Annotated in this window: 8 protein-coding genes; 6 read left to right on the top strand and 2 right to left on the bottom strand. The window is 67.8% G+C overall.

Annotated elements, in window-relative coordinates; translation table 11 throughout:
• Positions 1 to 39: 39 nt before the first annotated feature.
• The 5 genes from ABD768_RS29685 (at position 40) to ABD768_RS29665 (ending at position 10,175) form a co-directional block, all read left to right on the top strand.
• Positions 40 to 1,089 carry a substrate-binding domain-containing protein gene (locus ABD768_RS29685; RefSeq protein WP_343965710.1) on the top strand — a complete coding sequence of 350 codons (1,050 nt, stop codon included), beginning with the start codon at positions 40 to 42 and terminating at the stop codon, positions 1,087 to 1,089.
• A 15-nt stretch (positions 1,090 to 1,104) separates the two neighbouring features.
• The gene (locus ABD768_RS29680) at positions 1,105 to 2,268 is read left to right on the top strand and encodes a Gfo/Idh/MocA family protein (RefSeq protein ID WP_344846174.1); all 1,164 of its coding nucleotides are present in this window, start codon (positions 1,105 to 1,107) and stop codon (positions 2,266 to 2,268) included.
• Positions 2,265 to 3,425, top strand: coding sequence for a xylose isomerase (gene xylA / locus ABD768_RS29675; RefSeq protein WP_344846172.1), 1,161 nt, complete (start codon positions 2,265 to 2,267; stop codon positions 3,423 to 3,425). The genes ABD768_RS29680 and xylA overlap by 4 nt, the downstream gene beginning before the upstream one ends.
• Before the next feature lie 127 nt (positions 3,426 to 3,552).
• Positions 3,553 to 8,943: a ThuA domain-containing protein gene (locus ABD768_RS29670; RefSeq protein WP_344846170.1), complete on the top strand. Its 5,391-nt coding sequence runs from the start codon at positions 3,553 to 3,555 to the stop codon at positions 8,941 to 8,943.
• A 230-nt stretch (positions 8,944 to 9,173) separates the two neighbouring features.
• The gene (locus ABD768_RS29665; protein ID WP_344846167.1) at positions 9,174 to 10,175 is read left to right on the top strand and encodes a sugar phosphate isomerase/epimerase family protein; all 1,002 of its coding nucleotides are present in this window, start codon (positions 9,174 to 9,176) and stop codon (positions 10,173 to 10,175) included.
• A gap of 58 nt (positions 10,176 to 10,233) precedes the next feature.
• Here the strand turns inward: ABD768_RS29665 and ABD768_RS29660 are convergent, their stop codons facing one another.
• Both ABD768_RS29660 and ABD768_RS29655 read right to left on the bottom strand, forming a co-directional pair.
• Complete coding sequence (locus ABD768_RS29660) at positions 10,234 to 13,701, bottom strand: hypothetical protein (protein ID WP_344846165.1); 3,468 nt, start codon at positions 13,699 to 13,701, stop codon at positions 10,234 to 10,236.
• Between the two features lie 218 nt (positions 13,702 to 13,919).
• Positions 13,920 to 14,867 (bottom strand): DUF1996 domain-containing protein, encoded by a 948-nt coding sequence (locus tag ABD768_RS29655; RefSeq protein ID WP_344846163.1) that lies wholly within the window; start codon positions 14,865 to 14,867, stop codon positions 13,920 to 13,922.
• 253 nt (positions 14,868 to 15,120) lie between these two features.
• Here ABD768_RS29655 and ABD768_RS29650 point away from each other — a divergent pair, with 253 nt between their 5' ends.
• Positions 15,121 to 17,304: a discoidin domain-containing protein gene (locus ABD768_RS29650; RefSeq protein WP_344846160.1), complete on the top strand. Its 2,184-nt coding sequence runs from the start codon at positions 15,121 to 15,123 to the stop codon at positions 17,302 to 17,304.
• The last annotated feature ends 19 nt before the right edge of the window (positions 17,305 to 17,323 follow it).

Below are 17,323 nucleotides of genomic sequence, written 5' to 3'. Positions count from 1 at the left end.
GAACCCCTGTAAGAGCAGCACCATCTTCTGGAGGACAAGATGTCTGTACGGACCGCCCGATTAGCAGTCACCGCCGGCCTGGTCGGGCTCAGCTCGATGGCACTGATCGCGTGTACGAGCAACACGCCCGAGGCCGAGAAGACCACCACGACCGGGACCCAGCAGGTCGCGGCCAAGGGCAACGACGAGCCCGGTAAGAAGGTCAAGATCGGCTTCTCCGCCCCGGCCGCCGACCACGGCTGGATGGGTGCGATCACCAAGGCCACCCAGGCCGAGGCGAAGAAGTACCCCGATGTCGACCTGCAGGTCGCCGAGGGCACCAACGACGTGAACCTGCAGATCAGCCAGGTGGAGACCTTCATCAACCAGAAGGTCGACGCGATCGTGCTGCTGCCGTTCGACGGCGCCGCGCTGACCGCGGTGGCCACGAAGGCGATGCAGGCCGGGATCACCGTGATCAACGTGGACCGCGAGTTCGACAGCTCGTTCGCCGCCCGGACCACGGTGCTCGGCGACAACCACGGCATGGGTGTCTCCGCCGGCACCTACATCTGCGAGCAGCTCAAGGGCAAGAAGGACGCCGTGGTCGCGGAGATCGCCGGCATCGACTCGCTGCCGCTGACCCAGGAACGCAGCAAGGGTTTCAAGGAAGCGCTCGCCGACTGCGGGCTGAAGGTCAACAACCGGGTCGCGGCCGAGTTCACCGTCGAGTCCGGTGAGAAGGCGGCCACCAACCTGCTGCAGGCGGCCCCGAAGATCGACGCGATCTGGAACCACGACGACGACCAGGGGGTCGGCGTGATGGCCGCGATCAAGAACTCCGGCCGCAAGGAGTTCTTCGTCGTCGGCGGCGCCGGCTCGGCGAACGTGATGCGGGACATCAAGTCCGGCAACTCGTTGCTGAAGGCCACCGTCATCTACCCGTCCACCCAGGGCGCGGACGGCATCCGGCTGGCTCGCCTGCTGGTCCAGAAGAAGGCACTCGGCGACCTGGTGGAGGTCGAGGTGCCGCGGGTGGTCCAGCTGTACGCGCCGGTCGTCACCAAGGACAACGTCGACCAGTACCTGCCGACCGCCTTCGAAAGCTGATTAGGAGCACCAAGAATGACGAACCTGGGCATCGGCCTGGTCGGGTACGCCTTCATGGGCGCTGCCCACTCACAGGCCTGGCGCAGCGCACCACGCTTCTTCGACCTGCCACTGCAGCCGGAGATGACGGTTCTGTGCGGCCGCAACGCGGAAGCACTGAACAAGGCCGCGACCAAGCTCGGCTGGAGCCAGACCGAGACGGACTGGCGCAAGCTGCTGACCCGAGACGACGTGCAGTTGATCGACGTCTGTACTCCGGGCGACAGCCACGCCGAGATCGCGATCGCCGCGCTGCAGGCGGGCAAGCACGTGCTCTGTGAGAAGCCGCTGGCCAACACCGTCGCGGAGGCCGAGCAGATGGCTGCCGCGGCTGCCGAGGCAGCGGCCAACGGGATCAGGTCGATGGTCGGGTTCACCTATCGCCGGGTTCCGGCCATCGGGCTGGCCCGCAAACTCGTTGCTGAGGGCAAGCTCGGTACGATCCGGCACGTGCGGGCGCAGTACCTGCAGGACTGGATCGCCGACCCTGAGGCGCCGTTGTCCTGGCGGCTCGACAAGGAGAAGGCCGGCTCAGGTGCGCTCGGCGACATCGGGGCGCACATCGTCGACCTGACGCAGTACATCACCGGCGACCTGATCACCGAGGTGAGCGGGCAGCTGGAGACCTTCGTCAAGGAGCGCCCGGTCGCGGCCGAGCACAGCGGACTGGCCGGAACCGCAGGCGTCGAGCGCGGCCCGGTCACCGTCGACGACGCCGCGATCTTCCTGGCCCGCTTCACCGAAGGCGCGCTCGGCGTCTTCGAGGCGACCAGGTTCGCGACCGGCCGGAAGAACGCGATCCGGATCGAGATCAATGGCAGCAACGGCAGTCTGGCCTTCGACTTCGAGGACCTCAACGAGCTGCACTTCTACGATGCGACCGAGCCGGCCGAGACTGCCGGCTTCCGCCGCATCCTGGTCACCGAGCCGGTGCACCCGTACGTCGCGGCCTGGTGGCCGCCGGGTCACCTGCTCGGTTACGAACACGGTTTCACTCACCAAGTGGTCGATCTGATCACCGCGATCGCCGAGGGCACCGACCCCGCGCCCTCGTTCGCGGACGGCCTGCAGGTCCAGCGTGTGCTGGCCGCGGTCGAGGACAGCTCGGCCTCCCGACAATGGCAGGAGATCCCCTCATGACCTCATATACCCCCTCCAAGGACGACAAGTTCTCGTTCGGCCTGTGGACCGTCGGCTGGGAGGGCGTGGACGTCTTCGGTACCGCCGTCCGCGCCCCGCTCGACCCGGTGCTCGCGGTCGAGAAGCTCGCCGAGCTAGGCGCCTCCGCGGTGTCCTTCCACGACGACGACCTGGTCCCCGACGACAGCACCCGCCAGCAGGTGCTCGAGCGGTTCACCAAGGCATTGGCCGATCACGACATGGTCGTCGAGATGGCCACCACCAACCTGTTCAGCCACCCGGTCTTCAAGGACGGCGGCCTCACCGCCAACGACCGCGACGTACGCCGGTACGCGCTGGCCAAGATCCTGCGCAACGTCGACCTCGCGGCCGAGCTCGGCGCGAAGACCTACGTGTTGTGGGGCGGCCGGGAAGGCGCCGAGTCCGGAGGCTCCAAGGACGTCCACGCCGCGCTGGACCGGTACAAGGAATCGATGGACCTGCTCACCAGCTATGTGCAGGAGCAGGGCTACGACATCCGGTTCGCCCTCGAGCCGAAGCCGAACGAGCCGCGCGGTGACATCTTGCTGCCGACGATCGGCCACGCGCTCGCCTTCATCAACGACCTGGAGCACCCTGACCTGGTCGGCATCAACCCCGAGGTCGGCCATGAGCAGATGGCCGGGCTCAACTACGCGCACGGCATCGCCCAGGCGCTGTGGCACGGCAAGCTCTACCACATCGACCTCAACGGCCAGCACGGTCCGCGCTTCGACCAGGACCTGCGTTTCGGCGCCGGCAACCTGCGCGAGGCCTTCTGGACGGTCGATGTCCTGCAGGGCACGGCCGGCGGACCTGGGTACGACGGTTATGTCCACTTCGACTACAAGCCGCCGCGTACCGAGGACCTCGAAGGCGTCTGGGAGACCGCACGCGGCTGCATGCGCAACTACCTGATCCTGCGGGAGAAGGTGCAGGCCTTCCGCGCCGACCCCGAGGTCGCCGCGGTGCTGGCCGAGGCGCGGATCACCGAGATCACCCAGCCGACCCTCGGTGAGGGCGAGTCGCTGGCCGAGTTGCGGAAGGCAACCTTCGATCCGGACGCGCTGGCTCGGCGTGGGCTCGGTTTCGAGAAGCTCGACCAGCTCGCGATGGATCATCTGCTCGGCGTTCGCTGAGAAGCGCAGGGCTGAGCACGGGGAAAGCAGTAGCTGAACTTCCGCAGTACCAGGGCCGAAAAATCCAGGGACCCGCCTTGGAACCAGATGGAGCGCGCGCCTTATCCGACCCATGAGGAGCACACCCATGATCCAGCTACGCAGGCACGGCACGCTTGTGCGTGCCCTCGTGCTCGCCCTGATCGCCGCGGTGGCGATCCCGTTGTCGGCGATCACCGCCCAGGCCCATCCGGGGCACGGCGACGACACCTTCAACGCGTTGATCTTCAGCAAGACGGCCGGGTTCCGGCACGACTCGATCCCGGCCGGGATCCAGGCGATCAAGGATCTCGCGACGGAGAACGGCTTCACCGTCACCGCGACCGAGGACGCGGCGATGTTCAACGACACCGAGCTGGCGAAGTACGAGGTCGTCATCTGGCTGTCGACCACCGGCGACGTGCTGAACGCGGACCAGCAGGCCGCCTTCGAGCGGTACATCCGCAACGGAGGCGGCTACGCGGGCATTCACGCGGCGTCGGACACGGAGTACGACTGGCCCTGGTACGGCAAGCTGGTCGGCGCGTACTTCGACAGCCACCCGGCCGGTACGCCGAACGCGACCGTGAAGGTGGAGGACCACGCGCACCCGTCGACGGCTGACGCTCCGACGCTGTGGCCTCGCACGGACGAGTGGTACAACTACCGGACCAATCCGCGCGACACCGTGCATGTGCTCGCCTCGCTCGACGAGACGTCGTACACCGGCGGCAACATGGGTGTCGAGCACCCGATCGTGTGGTGTCAGGACTACGACGGTGGTCGTGCCTGGTACACCGGCATGGGTCACACGATCGAGTCGTACGCCGACCCGACCTTCCGCAAGGAATTGCTCGGCGGCATCAAGACCGCGGCCGGCGTGCAGCCCGCGGACTGTGGCGCATCGCTGAGCAACAGCTACGAGAAGGTCACCCTCGACGACGACACCGCCAACCCGATGGAGCTGTCGATCGCCAAGGACGGCCGGGTCTTCTACATCGACCGCAACGGCGCCGTGAAGATCATCAAGACCGACGGCTCGGTGGTCACCGCGGGAACCCTCGACGTCTACACCGGACAAGAGTTCGGGTTGCTGGGCATCGCGCTCGACCCGGCCTTCGACCAGAACGGCTTCATCTATCTCTACAACTCACCGGCCGGCAGCGGGTCCTTCGACCAGGTCTCGCGCTACAAGGTCACCGGCGACTCGCTCGACATGTCGAGCGCCAAACAGGTGCTCCAGATCAACACGCAACGCAACGAGTGCTGCCATGCCGGTGGAGCGCTCGAGTTCGACGGCGACGGCAACCTCTACATCGCCACCGGTGACAACCGGAACCCGTTCGACTCCGACGGCTACTCGCCGATCGACGAGCGGGCCGGCCGGTCGGCCTGGGACTCCCAGGGCAGCGCGGCCAACAGCAACGCCCTGAACGGCAAGGTACTCAAGATCCACCCGGAGGCCGACGGCAGCTACACGATCCCGGCCGGCAACCTGTTCCCGGCCGGTACCGCGAAGACGCGGCCGGAGATCTACGCGATGGGCTTCCGGAACCCCTTCCGGATCGGCATCGACCCGACCACCAACCACCTCTTCGTCGCCGACTACGGCCCGGACGCCGGCCAGACCTCGCCGACCCGCGGTCCGGACGGCCGGGTGGAGTGGAACATCCTCGACAAGCCGGGCTTCTACGGCTGGCCGTACTGCGTGGGCAACAACACGCCGTACAACGACTTCGACTTCGCCACCAACACGTCGGGACCCGTCTTCAACTGCGCGGCCCCGGTCAACAACTCGCCGAACAACACGGGTATCGCTCAGTTGCCCGCTGCGATTCCGGCGACGATGTGGATGGGCAAGTCGACCACCGGCGTACCGGAGATCGGCGGCAGTGGCGCGCCGATGACGAGCGGCGCGTACAAGTTCGACCCGGACAGCGACTCGCCGCGCAAGTGGCCGAAGTACTTCGACGGCAAGGCCGTGTTCGCCGACTGGAACGACAGCCGGTTGTTCTCGGTCCAGCTGAAGGACGACCGCGCTGGTGTCGCGGACGTGTCGCGGATGCTGTCGAAGCTGAACTTCATCCGGCCGCACGCGTTGCAGTTCGGACCGGACGGCGCGCTCTATGTGATCGAGTGGGGTAGCGGGTTCGGCGGCAACAACGCCGACTCCGGCATCTACCGGATCGACTACGTGCAAGGCAACCGGGCGCCACTCGCTCAGTTCACGACGGACAAGACGTCCGGGCCGGTGCCGCTGACGGTCGCGTTCGACTCGACCGGGTCGCGTGATCCGGACGGCCAGGCGGTCACGCTCGCCTGGGACTTCGACGGCAACGGGACGACGGACAGCACCGAGGCCAAGCCGTCGTACACCTACACCACGGCCGGCGTCTTCACCGCCCGGTTGACGGTGACGGATCCGGACGGCCGGTCGGCGGTCTCCAACAAGACGATCACGGCGGGCAACACGGCGCCGACGATCACCGTGGAGGGGCCGGTCGACGGTGGGTTCTTCGACTTCGGCGACACGATCAAGTACAAGGTCACCGTCACCGATCCCGAAGACGGCACGATCGACTGCAACGACGTGATCACCCAGCCGGCCCTCGGGCATGACGAGCACGCCCACCCGTACGAGCAGTACCACGGCTGCACCGGGACCTTCCCGCTGCCGGGTGACGACGGGCACGTCGGGGCGAACATCTTCGGCATCGTGACGGTGACGTACACCGACAAGGGCGCGCCGGGCACCGGCCGGATCACGACCCAGAAGGTGGTCCAGCTCCAGCCGAAGACGCGTGAGGCGGAGTACTTCGACGAGACCGGCGGTCCGGGGTCCAGCGGTGGTGTGCAGACCGAGGACACCGGTGACGTCGCCGGTGGCGGCAAGAACATCGGCTTCATCGAAGACGGCGACTGGTGGGGCTGGAAGCCGACCAACCTGACCGGGATCAACCAGATCCAGTTGCGGGCGGCGTCTCCGGACGCGGGCGCGACGGTCCAGGTCCGGCAGGGCTCACCGACGGACGGCCCGATCGTCGCCACCATCGCGGTGACGCCGACGGGTGCCTGGCAGACCTACGGCAACTTCACCGCGGACGTGTCCGGGGCGTCGCTGACCAGCGGTCCGCTGTACTTCGTCAAGACGACGGGGCAGCTGAACGTCAACTGGGTGAAGTTCATCGGCAAGGGCGTCACCGAGAACCAGCGCCCGAGCGTGTCGATCGGCGCGTCCACCCTGCAGGGCAAGGCGCCGCTGAAGGTCGACTTCACGGCGACCGCGACCGACCCCGAAGGGGATCTGCCGCTGTCGTACGAGTGGAGCTTCGGTGACGGTTCGACCGGCACCGGCGCGACGATCAGCCACACCTACACGACCTCCGGCACCTTCGACGCGACCGTCACGGTGACGGACGCCAAGGGCGCGGCCGGTACGTCGCACGTACAGGTCAAGGTGGACGCGAGCGCTCCGCCGACCTGTCTGACCGGTCGCTCGGACGGCTTCGACGGCACCACCGTCGACACCGGCCGCTGGAACTCCATTGTCAGAGGCAACCAGGAACTAGCCGTGAGCAACGGCAACCTGCAGATCCCGCTGACGGCGACCGACATCTACGGCACCGGGAACACCGGTACGCCGAACATCGTGCTCCAGCCGTTGCCGGCCGGCGCGTGGCAGGCGACCGCCAAGATGACGTTGCCGGCCCGACGTGCCTACCAGCAGGCCGGGTTGATCATCTACGGAGACGACGACAACTACGCGAAGATGGTGCTGCAGGGCCGCAACACGAGCGGGCCTTCGGCGGCCGACCGGATCTTCCAGTTCATCCGCGAAGAAGCCGGTGCGCCGAACGAGGTGGCGGCATCGAACACGGCCAACCTGGGTGCGGCGTACCCGGACACGGTCTGGGTCCGGTTCACCAGCAACGGGCAGAACCTGCGGGCGTCGTACAGCGCTGACGGCGCGACGTTCGTGGACATGCCGGAGACCAAGCAGCTGGCCGGCATCAACAACCCGAAGATCGGGCTGTTCGGCCTGGCCAACCAGGCGGCCGCGCTGCCGATCACCGCGCAGTTCGACTACTTCACCATCACGCCGGACGACACCGCCGAGGTACCCACCCCGGACGACGCGTTCGACGGCTCCACCCTGAACGCCTGCCGCTGGACGGCGAGCGTGCGGCCGGACGCCTCGGCGTACCGGGTGACCGGTGGCAACCTCGAGATCGACACGAGCAAGGGCGACATCTACGGCGGGACCGCCACGAACCCGAAGAACCTGCTGCTGCAGCCGGCTCCCGACGGTGACTGGACGATCGAGACCAAGGTGGACGGGTCCGCGTTCAACGAGGCCTACCAGCAGGGCGGCCTGATGGTCTACGGCGACGACGCGAACTACGTGAAGTTCGACTTCCTGACCAGCAACGCCTCGGGCGGCACGGTGACCCGGGGGATCGAGCTGAGGAGCGAGGCCGGCAACGTCGTCCTCGATCCGCAACCGAACGCATCGCCGGCACCCACCCAGGGTGTCTGGTACCTGCGGCTGGCCAAGGCCGGTACGAAGTACACCGGTTCGTACAGCTCGGACGGACTGGAGTGGACGGCACTGCCGCCCGTCACCAACACCGCGCTGAGCTCGGCGAGCTTCGGGATCTACGCCTTCGGGGTCGACCAGGTCGCGTCGAAGACGGCGAAGTTCGACTACTTCAAGCTGGTCAAGGACAACGTCGCGCCGGAGGTCACCCTCTCGGTCAACCCGTCCACTCCGTCGGGAGACAACGGGTGGTGGAACGACGCGGTCGTCGCCACCGCGATGGCGACCGACAACCAGCCGGGCCAGCTGTACATCGAGCAGAAGGTCGATGACGGCGCCTGGGCCGAGTACACCCACGCGATCAACCTCACGGCCGATGGCACCCACACCGTCCAGGTGCGGGCCAGCGACACCGCGGGCAACGTGTCCGAGCCGAAGTCGGTGACGGTCAAGATCGACAAGACCGCTCCGGCGACGACGGTCACGGGCCTGGCGGCGGGTGCTGAGTTCGGGGTGTCGAAGCTGGCCACGATCGGGGCGACGGCGACCGACGCGCTCTCCGGTCTGGCGGGCGTGACGCTGACCATCGACGGGCAACCGTTGGCGGCCGGCGGCAAGATCGACGGCATGCTGCTCGGTCTGGGCGCGCACGAGGTGATCGCCCGGGCCACCGACAAGGCCGGCAACGTGTCGGTGACGAAGGTTCCGTTCACGGTGATCGCGACGTACGACGAGGCCATCGAGGTGGTCAAGCGGTACCGCGACGTCAGGACGCTGCCGTTGGACCCGACCGTGGTGATGAAGGTGCAGTTGCGGGCGGCCCAGCGTGAACACAGCAAGGGCCGGCTCGACGCCGCACGTACGGCGATGGACAACTACCTGGCGGAGGCGGCCCAGGTCGCCGACGTACCGGCCAGGACGCTGCTCGTCGCCATCGGCCAGGACCTCAAGCGGAGGATCTGACCCCATGCTCGTCGCCGTGTGGCACCGCACCCTGTCCGACGCGGAGAGGCGGACAGGAACTCTCACGACCCGGGGTGGTTCGGCCCCGTCCCGGGTCGCGGGGGAGCGGTGCCGCACGGTCGGCGGGGGACCGGCTCGTCCGGTTCCTGTCCCCGGCGCCGCGACCAGCGCTCCGGCCGCGGCGCCGCGGGACACCCCTCCAATATCCGTAGTGTTTTAAGGAGTTTGTGATGGCTCGACCGATCACCTTGTTCACCGGCCAGTGGGCCGACTTGCCGTTCGAAGAAGTGGCTCGGCTTGCCTCCGGGTGGGGCTACGAAGGACTCGAGATCGCCTGCTGGGGCGACCACCTGGACGTCCGCAAGGCGGCCGAGGACGACGGCTACGTCCGCAACCGGCTGGACATCCTGGAGAAGTACAACCTGAAGGTCTGGACGATCTCGAACCACCTGCTCGGCCAGGCGGTCTGCGACGACCCGATCGACCAGCGCCACCAGGCGATCCTGCCCGGACACATCTGGGGCGACGGCGATCCCGAGGGTGTCCGGCAGCGGGCGGCCGAGGAGATGGCCACTACCGCACGGGCGGCTCGCGCGCTGGGCGTCGACGTAGTGGTCGGCTTCACCGGGTCGTCGATCTGGAAGACCGTGGCGATGTTCCCGCCGGTGCCGCAGTCGATGGTCGACGCCGGCTACCGGGACTTCGCCGATCGCTGGAACCCGATCCTCGACGTGTTCGACGAGGTGGGCGTCAAGTTCGCGCACGAAGTACATCCGTCCGAGATCGCCTACGACTACTGGTCGACGACCGCGACCCTGGAAGCGATCGGCCACCGCGAAGCCTTCGGCCTCAACTGGGACCCGTCGCACTTCGTCTGGCAGGACCTCGACCCGGTCGGCTTCCTCTGGGACTTCAAGGACCGCATCTACCACGTCGACTGCAAGGACGCGAAGCGCCAGGTCGGCAACGGCCGCAACGGCCGAATGGGCTCCCACCTCGCTTGGGGCGACCCCCGCCGAGGCTGGGACTTCGTCTCCACCGGCCACGGCGACGTCCCCTGGGAAGCCTGCTTCCGCATGCTCAACACGATCGGGTACACCGGCCCCATCTCAGTCGAATGGGAAGACGCCGGCATGGACCGCCTCGTCGGCGCCGCCGAAGCCCTCCAGTTCGTGAAGTCCCTGGCCTTCGACCCACCGACCGCTTCTTTCGACGCTGCTTTCTCTTCCTGACCGAGCAGTACTGCGCGCCGTGGTTTGCGTCCTAGGCCACGGCGCGCAGTACTGTCCGCTACTTGCCGATCTTGACCGACAAGGTGGTGCTGTTGTTGGCAGCCACCGGATCAGCGGTGGTCGAACTGACTGCCGCTGACGTGGTGACCACGCCCTTGTTGCCCTTCACCAGCAGGTGGACGTTGAACGACCAAGCCGCTCCGGAGGCCAGAGACGTCGGCCGTTGGCAGGTCAGCGCCTGGCCCACCTTGCTGCAGCCGGCCGTGTCGAACACGTACACCGCCGCCTTGATGTCCGGCAGCCCGATCGTCACCTTCGGCGGCTGGGCGTCGGACGGACCGAGGTCGGTCACCGTCGCCGTGTAGATGATCGTCGCCGACGGCTTGTAGACGTCCTTGTCGGCCACCAGCGCCATCCGCAGATCGGCCGAGGTGCCGACCGTGGTCGAGGCCGACGCGGTGTTGTTGGCCGGTACCGGGTCGGAGGTCGGCGACGTCACCGTCGCGTTGTCCGAGATGGAGCCGGGCGGAGTACCGGACGACACCCGGGTCAGGATGACCACGGTGGTCGGGCCGCCGGCCGGGGCCATCGTGCCCAGCTCACACTCGACCTGCTTGGACGGCGGATCCACCGGAATCGTCACCAGCACACAGCTACCGGATCCTGTCGTCACCGTTGCGGAGGTGAAGTCGACCGCGCCCGGCAGTACGTCGACCAGCTTGACCCCGGTCGCCGTGGATGGTCCCGCATTGCTGACCCTGACCGTGTAGGTCAACGGCCGCCCGGCCAGTACCGGGTCCGGGCTGTCGGTCGAGGTGACCGACAGATCGGCCTGTGCTCCGACCTGGGTGGTGACGGTGTCGGTGTTGTTGCCCAGATCCGGATCAGCCGTCGCGGAGGACACACTCGCGTCGTTGTGCATCGCGCCGGTGAACGAGGAGTCGATCGTGGCGACGACCGTCATCGTCCGGTTGCCGCCGGCCGCGAGATTGCCCAGCGAGCAGGTGGTGGGCAGGGACGGGTTGCCTGGTACTCCCGCAGTACAGCTGCCGCCGGTGGCGGTGACGGAGACCACCGTGACCTGGGCCGGCAGCACGTCCCGGACGACCACGCCGGCCGCCGTGGACGGGCCCGCGTTGGAGATCGTGCTCGACCAGGTGATCTGGCCACCCGCGGTCGCCGTGGCCGGAGCGGTCTTGTCGATGCTCACGTCCGCCGAGCCGACCAGGTGCAGCGTGTCGGAGGCGGAGTTGTTGGAGCCGTTGGGATCGACCGTGCCACCGCTGACAGTCGCGGTGTCGGCGATGTCCTGCGCCTCGTTCGCACCCTCGCGCACCACGACACTGACCTGCTGACCCGAAGTGAGGTCGCCGAGCGTACAGGTGGCTTGGGCGTTGCCCGCCTGGTCGCCCGCGGGTGCGGTGCAGCCGGGCGAGGTGGTGGACAGCTGGAACGTCCCGCTCGACGTCACGGTGTCGGTCACCTTGACCGCCCGAGCGATGGCCGGACCGTTGTTCGTCACGGTGATGGTGCACGGGTACGACGTACCGGCGGCTGCCGGGCCGTCCGGCAGACAGTTCTTCGTCACCGCCAGGTCAGCGCGTCCGGTCGCCGAGGAGAAGGCGTCCAGAACCCCAGAACCGAAGGCGTTGTCAGGACCGGGGGCTGCCCGGTCGGTGGCATTGGCGTTGAGTACGGCGGTCAGCGCGGAGGGCGTCAGCGTGCCGGGTCCGCCGGCCGCGTCGAGTACCAGAGCGGCGACACCTGCCGAGCTCGGCGTGGCCGCCGAGGTTCCGAAGAACCTGCAGTCGCCCTGGGTCGTGGCCGGGCAACTTCCGGCGCCGAAGTTTCCGACGCCGCTGACCGAGACACCGTCACCCGCGGAGTAGGTCGGTGCGATCGCTGTCCGGCCACCGCCACCGGCCACACTCTGGTTGCTGCCGGGCGGACCGGATGCGGGACACGGGTACGAGGTCGAGCAGACCGTCGTACTGACCAGCGACACCGGGCCTTGACCGCTGAAGTTCTCCAGGCCGACGGTGGTCGGGTTCTGGTCCGCACCAGCGTTGACTGCGCCGGCCGAGGTGGCCAGATCGGTGTAGTTGCTGTCGGGGTTGAGCGATCCGGCGTTCCCGGTGGCGTCGACGGCGCCGGCGCCACGCCAGCGGAGGTCGATCGTGGGCGTGCCCTTGGCGCCGGTCGAGCCGGTCACGTTGACGGCCAGCTTGACGGTGGCGGCGGTGGTGGCGCTGGGGTTCGTCCAGGACGCTTGCTCGATCGTGTCACCACTACCGCCGCCCTGTGCGCCGGTGCTGGTGGCCAGGCAGTTCGTGCCGGCCGCGTTGAGGATGTACAGATCGAGGTTCGTGAAGCCGCCGGCGCCGGCGGTCGGGAAGATCGCCCGCGGCTCGCTCCATTGCAGCGTCGTGCCGATGGTCGCGCCGGCGCCGACCGTGACGTCGAAGGTGGTGTCCGCGCCGTTGAAGGCGACGGTGTTCGTCGGTGCCACGCCGCAGCCGGTGGGCGATCCGCCGTCCGGCCCGGTGCCGGTACCGGTCGCCAGGACCCGCGGAGCGTGCGTGCTGTTCAGATTTCCGGCCGACGAGCTGACCCAGACGCCCGAGGCGGCGAGGATCTCACCGTTCACCGCGGCGATGCCCTTCTGGAAGGCGGGCTCGCTGTCGAACGGGATGTCCTCGGTCAGGATGTCGATCCCGGCCGCGGCCAGCGCGTTCTGGGCCGCGACGTGGTTGGTCACGCCGCCACCGGTGGCGCGGAAGAACAGGTCGGCGCCGGGCGCCATGTCGTGCACGATCTCCAGCATCGAGGTGCCCTCGTCACCGGAACCGACGGCCTGTACGGTGACGCCGGCCGGAAGGTCCCCGAGCGCCTGGGCAGCGGCGAGGTTGCTGACACCGTCCGAGATGACACCGACGGAGATCCCGCCGCCGTCGAATCCGAGCGCCTGGGTGGCGTCCGCGCGGTGCAGCGCGACGCCTTCGCTGAGGAAGCTGCCCGCGTCGGGCGGCAGGCTCTCCGTCGGCCGGATCGCGGCGACCCAGCCGAGAGCCGCAACCTGGTCCACCCGGTCGTAGGGGACCAGGGCACGGAAGACACCAGCGTTGAGAAGTGCCTTCATTCGCTGGGGTTTGACCCACTGGTCGGAGCCGCTGAGGATGCGTACACCCAGCCGCTGTAGCTCCGCGCGTTCGTTGCCGCTCACCCGGCCCATCGCGTGGACCTCGAGGTCGAGGTTCGCGTCGGTGTCCACGGTCATCAGCGGGTCGCTGAGTTTCGCGCGCTGGCCGGCATCGAGCCGATGGGAGCCACCAGCGGCCTTGCCGACACTGGCGATCCGCTGACTGACGATCGACGGAATCTTCGAGGCGGGCGCGGCCGCCGTACCGCTCGGCGCGGCGGTCGCGGAGGGCTGAGCCAGCGCAGTGCCCGATCCGAGGATCATGAATGCGAAGAGCCCGGTCGCGGCTACTGCTCGTCGCGTCCGGGCATGACTGTAGTAGCTCATCAGTTTTTCCCCCTGTGTCTCCAGCCCCTGTGCTTCCCCAAGCACCTGTTCCCCGGGTCCCCCAGACTCAGATGTTTTCGACGGTGCTCGCACTCCCCAGGGCTGTCAAGGCCTGGTACGGCGTCAAGGCAACCAATTGCCTCTTCGGGCAGTTGCCCGCCGTACCCTGCGGCGCCGGTCCCTTTCCCCAGTCGCCGGCACCGCAGGGAGTTTCGGGGTTAGACGGTCGGGATGGTTGGGCGGCCGGGGAGGCGGTAGTTGTCGCCGAGGACCTGGCCGCGGTCGGGCTTGTAGAGGTCGAAGCCCTTGCCGTTGCACTGCAGGCCACCGTTGATGCAGTGGCTCACCAGGGCAGCCAGCGTGGGCGGGTCCCACGCGTTGAAGAAGTCGTAGTGCCAGGTGTAGCCCCGACCGCTGGCGAACCTGGTTCCGGCCATGTCACCACTGGCCTCGAACGAGATCTTGAACTCGAGCATCGGTACGGCGACCGGATGGTCGGCCGGGCAGACCAGGTTGACCGGGTAGGCCATGTGGCTCTTGTGGTCGGCCGAGTCCAGGTTCACGCCGTCCCAGCAGCTCGGGGCCTGGTACCGGACGTTGACCTGGGTGCCGGGGGTGCAGTACGCCGGAATGTCCCAGCTCTTCGAGATGTCGCCGCACTCGAAGCCCTCGACCGCGCCGGGGGAGTTCTTGAACTGGTCCAGCGTGGCGCTCGGGCTGCCGACGACGAACCGGATCCCCGGCGGGAACGGACGGACGTCCTGGTACCGCAGGATGCCCGACTTGTAGTAGATGGTCTGCCGCCAGGTCTGCGGCACCGGGTCGTTGTTGCGGAACATCGTCGGCCACCAGTACGCCGACAGGTCGTCGGGGTTGAGGCAGGTGGTCTGACCCGCGCCGGCGGCCTGGAGGCTGTTGAGGGTGGTGGCCGCGTTCGTCGTGGTGTTGCCGACGAAGCTGTGCTCGTGGGACGCGCCCGGCATGTTCGGGAACACGATCGGGTCGTTGGTGGCGCGGTGGTGCACGTTGCAGTTGACCTGGAACTCGTGGTGGGTGACCAGATCGTCGGCCTGGGCCTCGGAAGCGGCCACGGCGGCGAGCGCCGAGGCGATCAGGACGGCGGCGATGCCGCCTGCGGACAGGGCTGTTTTCCTTCTGGTGAACACGGATCTCCTCCTGGTCGGGGGATTCCGCGGGGGCGGTAGTTCAGGCAACCCGCGGTGGGACATCGCGGGAGAGCGCTCTCTGAGACAGCCTCTGCCGGGGTTGTCCAGCTGTCAAGTGCTTGTTGGTTCCGGAACCGCCTGAGCGTGACGAGCCGTTGACAACGCGGTAACACGGGCGCAACTATCAGACCGCGAGAGAGCGCTCTCTGACACCACCCGCCCCGCTCTCGCACCCCAGCGAAGGAGTACCCGAATGGACTTCGCGACCCGCCGCGTGCGGCTGCAGCCCTCCCGGCGCAGCCATCGCGGCCGATCGGCGATCGCCGCCACCGTCGCAGCAGCCGTCGTGCTGCTCGGCAACGTCGTACTACTGGCTCAACCCGCGCAAGCGGCCACCCTGCTGTCCCAAGGGCGCCCGGTGACGGCCTCGTCATCGGAAGGCGCCGGTACGCCGGCCACCGCCGCAGTGGACGGCGACCTGAACAGCAGATGGTCCAGCGTCTGGCAGGACAACCAGTGGCTCCAGGTCGACCTCGGCGCCACCGCGAGCATCAGCCAGGTCGTACTGCGCTGGGAAGCGGCCTACGCGAAGGAGTACCGGATCGAGGTCTCCGGCAACGGCCAGGACTGGAACCCGATCTACAGCACGGTCGCCGGCCCCGGCGGCAACGAGACCCTCAACGTCAACGGCAGCGGCCGGTACGTCCGGATGTACGGCGTCAAGCGCGCCAACGGCTACGGCATGTCCCTGTACGAGTTCCAGGTGCTCGGTACCGGCGGGGACAACGGTCCGCCGCAAGGCACTGGCACCGTCCATGTCTCTGGTAGTCAAGGGAACTGGCAGCTGGTCGTCAACAACGCGCCCTGGCAGGTCAAGGGCCTGACCTGGGGTCCGCCCGCCTCGGAGGCCGGCGCCCGACTGCCTGCGCTGAAGGCGATCGGCGTCAACACCGTGCGTACCTGGGGGACCGACGCCTCCTCCAAGCCGCTCTTCGACGCGGCAGCCGCGAACGGCATGCGAGTCATCGCCGGCTACTGGCTCCAACCTGGTGGTGGACCCGGCAGCGGCGGTTGCGTCAACTACGTGACGGACGGGACGTACAAGGCGAACATGCTCGCCGAGATCCGCCGCTGGACGACGGAGTACAAGGACAACCAGGGCGTGCTGATGTGGAACGTCGGCAACGAGTCCGTGCTCGGCATGCAGAACTGCTTCTCCGGTACGGAGCTGGAGAACCAGCGGATCGCGTATGCGCGCTTCGTGAACGAGGCGACGCAGGCGATCCACGCGATCGACCCCAACCACCCGGTCACCTCGACCGACGCGTGGACGGGTGCCTGGCCGTACTTCAAGCAGTACACGCCTGACCTGGATCTGCTCGCGGTCAACTCGTACGGGCACATCTGCCAGGTCAAGCAGGACTGGATCAACGGCGGCTACAACAAGCCGTACATCGTGACCGAGGCCGGGCCCGCTGGTGAGTGGGAGGTGCCGAACGACGCGAACGGCGTACCGAACGAGCCCACTGACATCCAGAAGCGTGACGGGTATCTGCAGGCGTGGAACTGCATCACCGGGCACACCGGGGTCGCGCTGGGCGCCACCCTGTTCCACTATGGGGTTGAGAACGACTTCGGCGCCGTGTGGTTCAACCTGACGCCTGGTGGGGAGAAGCGGCTCTCGTACTACGCCGTGCGGCAGGCCTTCGGCGGTGCCGGTGGTGGCAACACGGCTCCGGTGATCAGCAACATGACGCTGAGCCGTACGACGGACGTCCCGGCCGGCGGCACGATCTCGGTGACCGTGAACGTGTCCGACCCTGACGGGGACGCGCTGACGCACGAGTTCAAGGTCGGCGGCAAGTACATCGACGGCAGCGGCGCTCTGGTCGGTACGCCGTTCAGCGGGAACGGGCCGTTCACCGTCACGGTGCCCGAGCGGCTCGGGGTGTGGAAGCTGTACGACTATGTCCGCGACGGCAAGGGCAACGTCGGGATCGAGACGAGGTCCTTCCGGGTGGTCGCTCCGCCGGTCCAGGGCACGAACATCGCGCGGGGCAAGCCGGCGACGGCTTCGTCGTACCAGCAGGTCGGGAACGGCGCGCCGTACCCGCCGTCGAACGTGACGGACGGGAACAACACGACCCGCTGGGCGAGTGACTGGTCGGATCCGCAGTGGGTGCAGGTGGATCTCGGGTCGGTGCAGTCTTTCGACCGGATCCAGCTGATCTGGGAGGCGAGCTTCGCCCGGGCGTACCGGATCGAGGCCTCCGACGACGGCAACAACTGGCGTCAGGTCTATGCGACCGGTGACGGCAACGGCGATGTCGACAGCATCGCCTCCGGTGGGTCCGGGCGGTATGTCCGGATGACCGGGACCCAGCGTGGTACCGGCTGGGGCTACTCGTTGTTCGAGTTCGGGATCTATCGCAACTGACCGATTGGCTCGGGTACGG

Origin of the sequence: Kribbella ginsengisoli (assembly GCF_039537185.1) — a bacterium.
GTDB lineage: Bacteria > Actinomycetota > Actinomycetes > Propionibacteriales > Kribbellaceae > Kribbella > Kribbella koreensis.
Note: the sequence above shows the minus strand (reverse complement) of the source record. Positions and strands in the feature narration are given on the sequence as shown.

Coding starts and splice junctions, on each gene's coding strand:
- ABD768_RS29685 (WP_343965710.1), top strand. CDS start 40: ATGTCTGTACGGACCGCCCGATTAGCAGTCACCGCCGGCCTGGTCGGG.
- ABD768_RS29680 (WP_344846174.1), top strand. CDS start 1,105: ATGACGAACCTGGGCATCGGCCTGGTCGGGTACGCCTTCATGGGCGCT.
- xylA (WP_344846172.1), top strand. CDS start 2,265: ATGACCTCATATACCCCCTCCAAGGACGACAAGTTCTCGTTCGGCCTG.
- ABD768_RS29670 (WP_344846170.1), top strand. CDS start 3,553: ATGATCCAGCTACGCAGGCACGGCACGCTTGTGCGTGCCCTCGTGCTC.
- ABD768_RS29665 (WP_344846167.1), top strand. CDS start 9,174: ATGGCTCGACCGATCACCTTGTTCACCGGCCAGTGGGCCGACTTGCCG.
- ABD768_RS29660 (WP_344846165.1), bottom strand. CDS start 13,701: ATGAGCTACTACAGTCATGCCCGGACGCGACGAGCAGTAGCCGCGACC.
- ABD768_RS29650 (WP_344846160.1), top strand. CDS start 15,121: ATGGACTTCGCGACCCGCCGCGTGCGGCTGCAGCCCTCCCGGCGCAGC.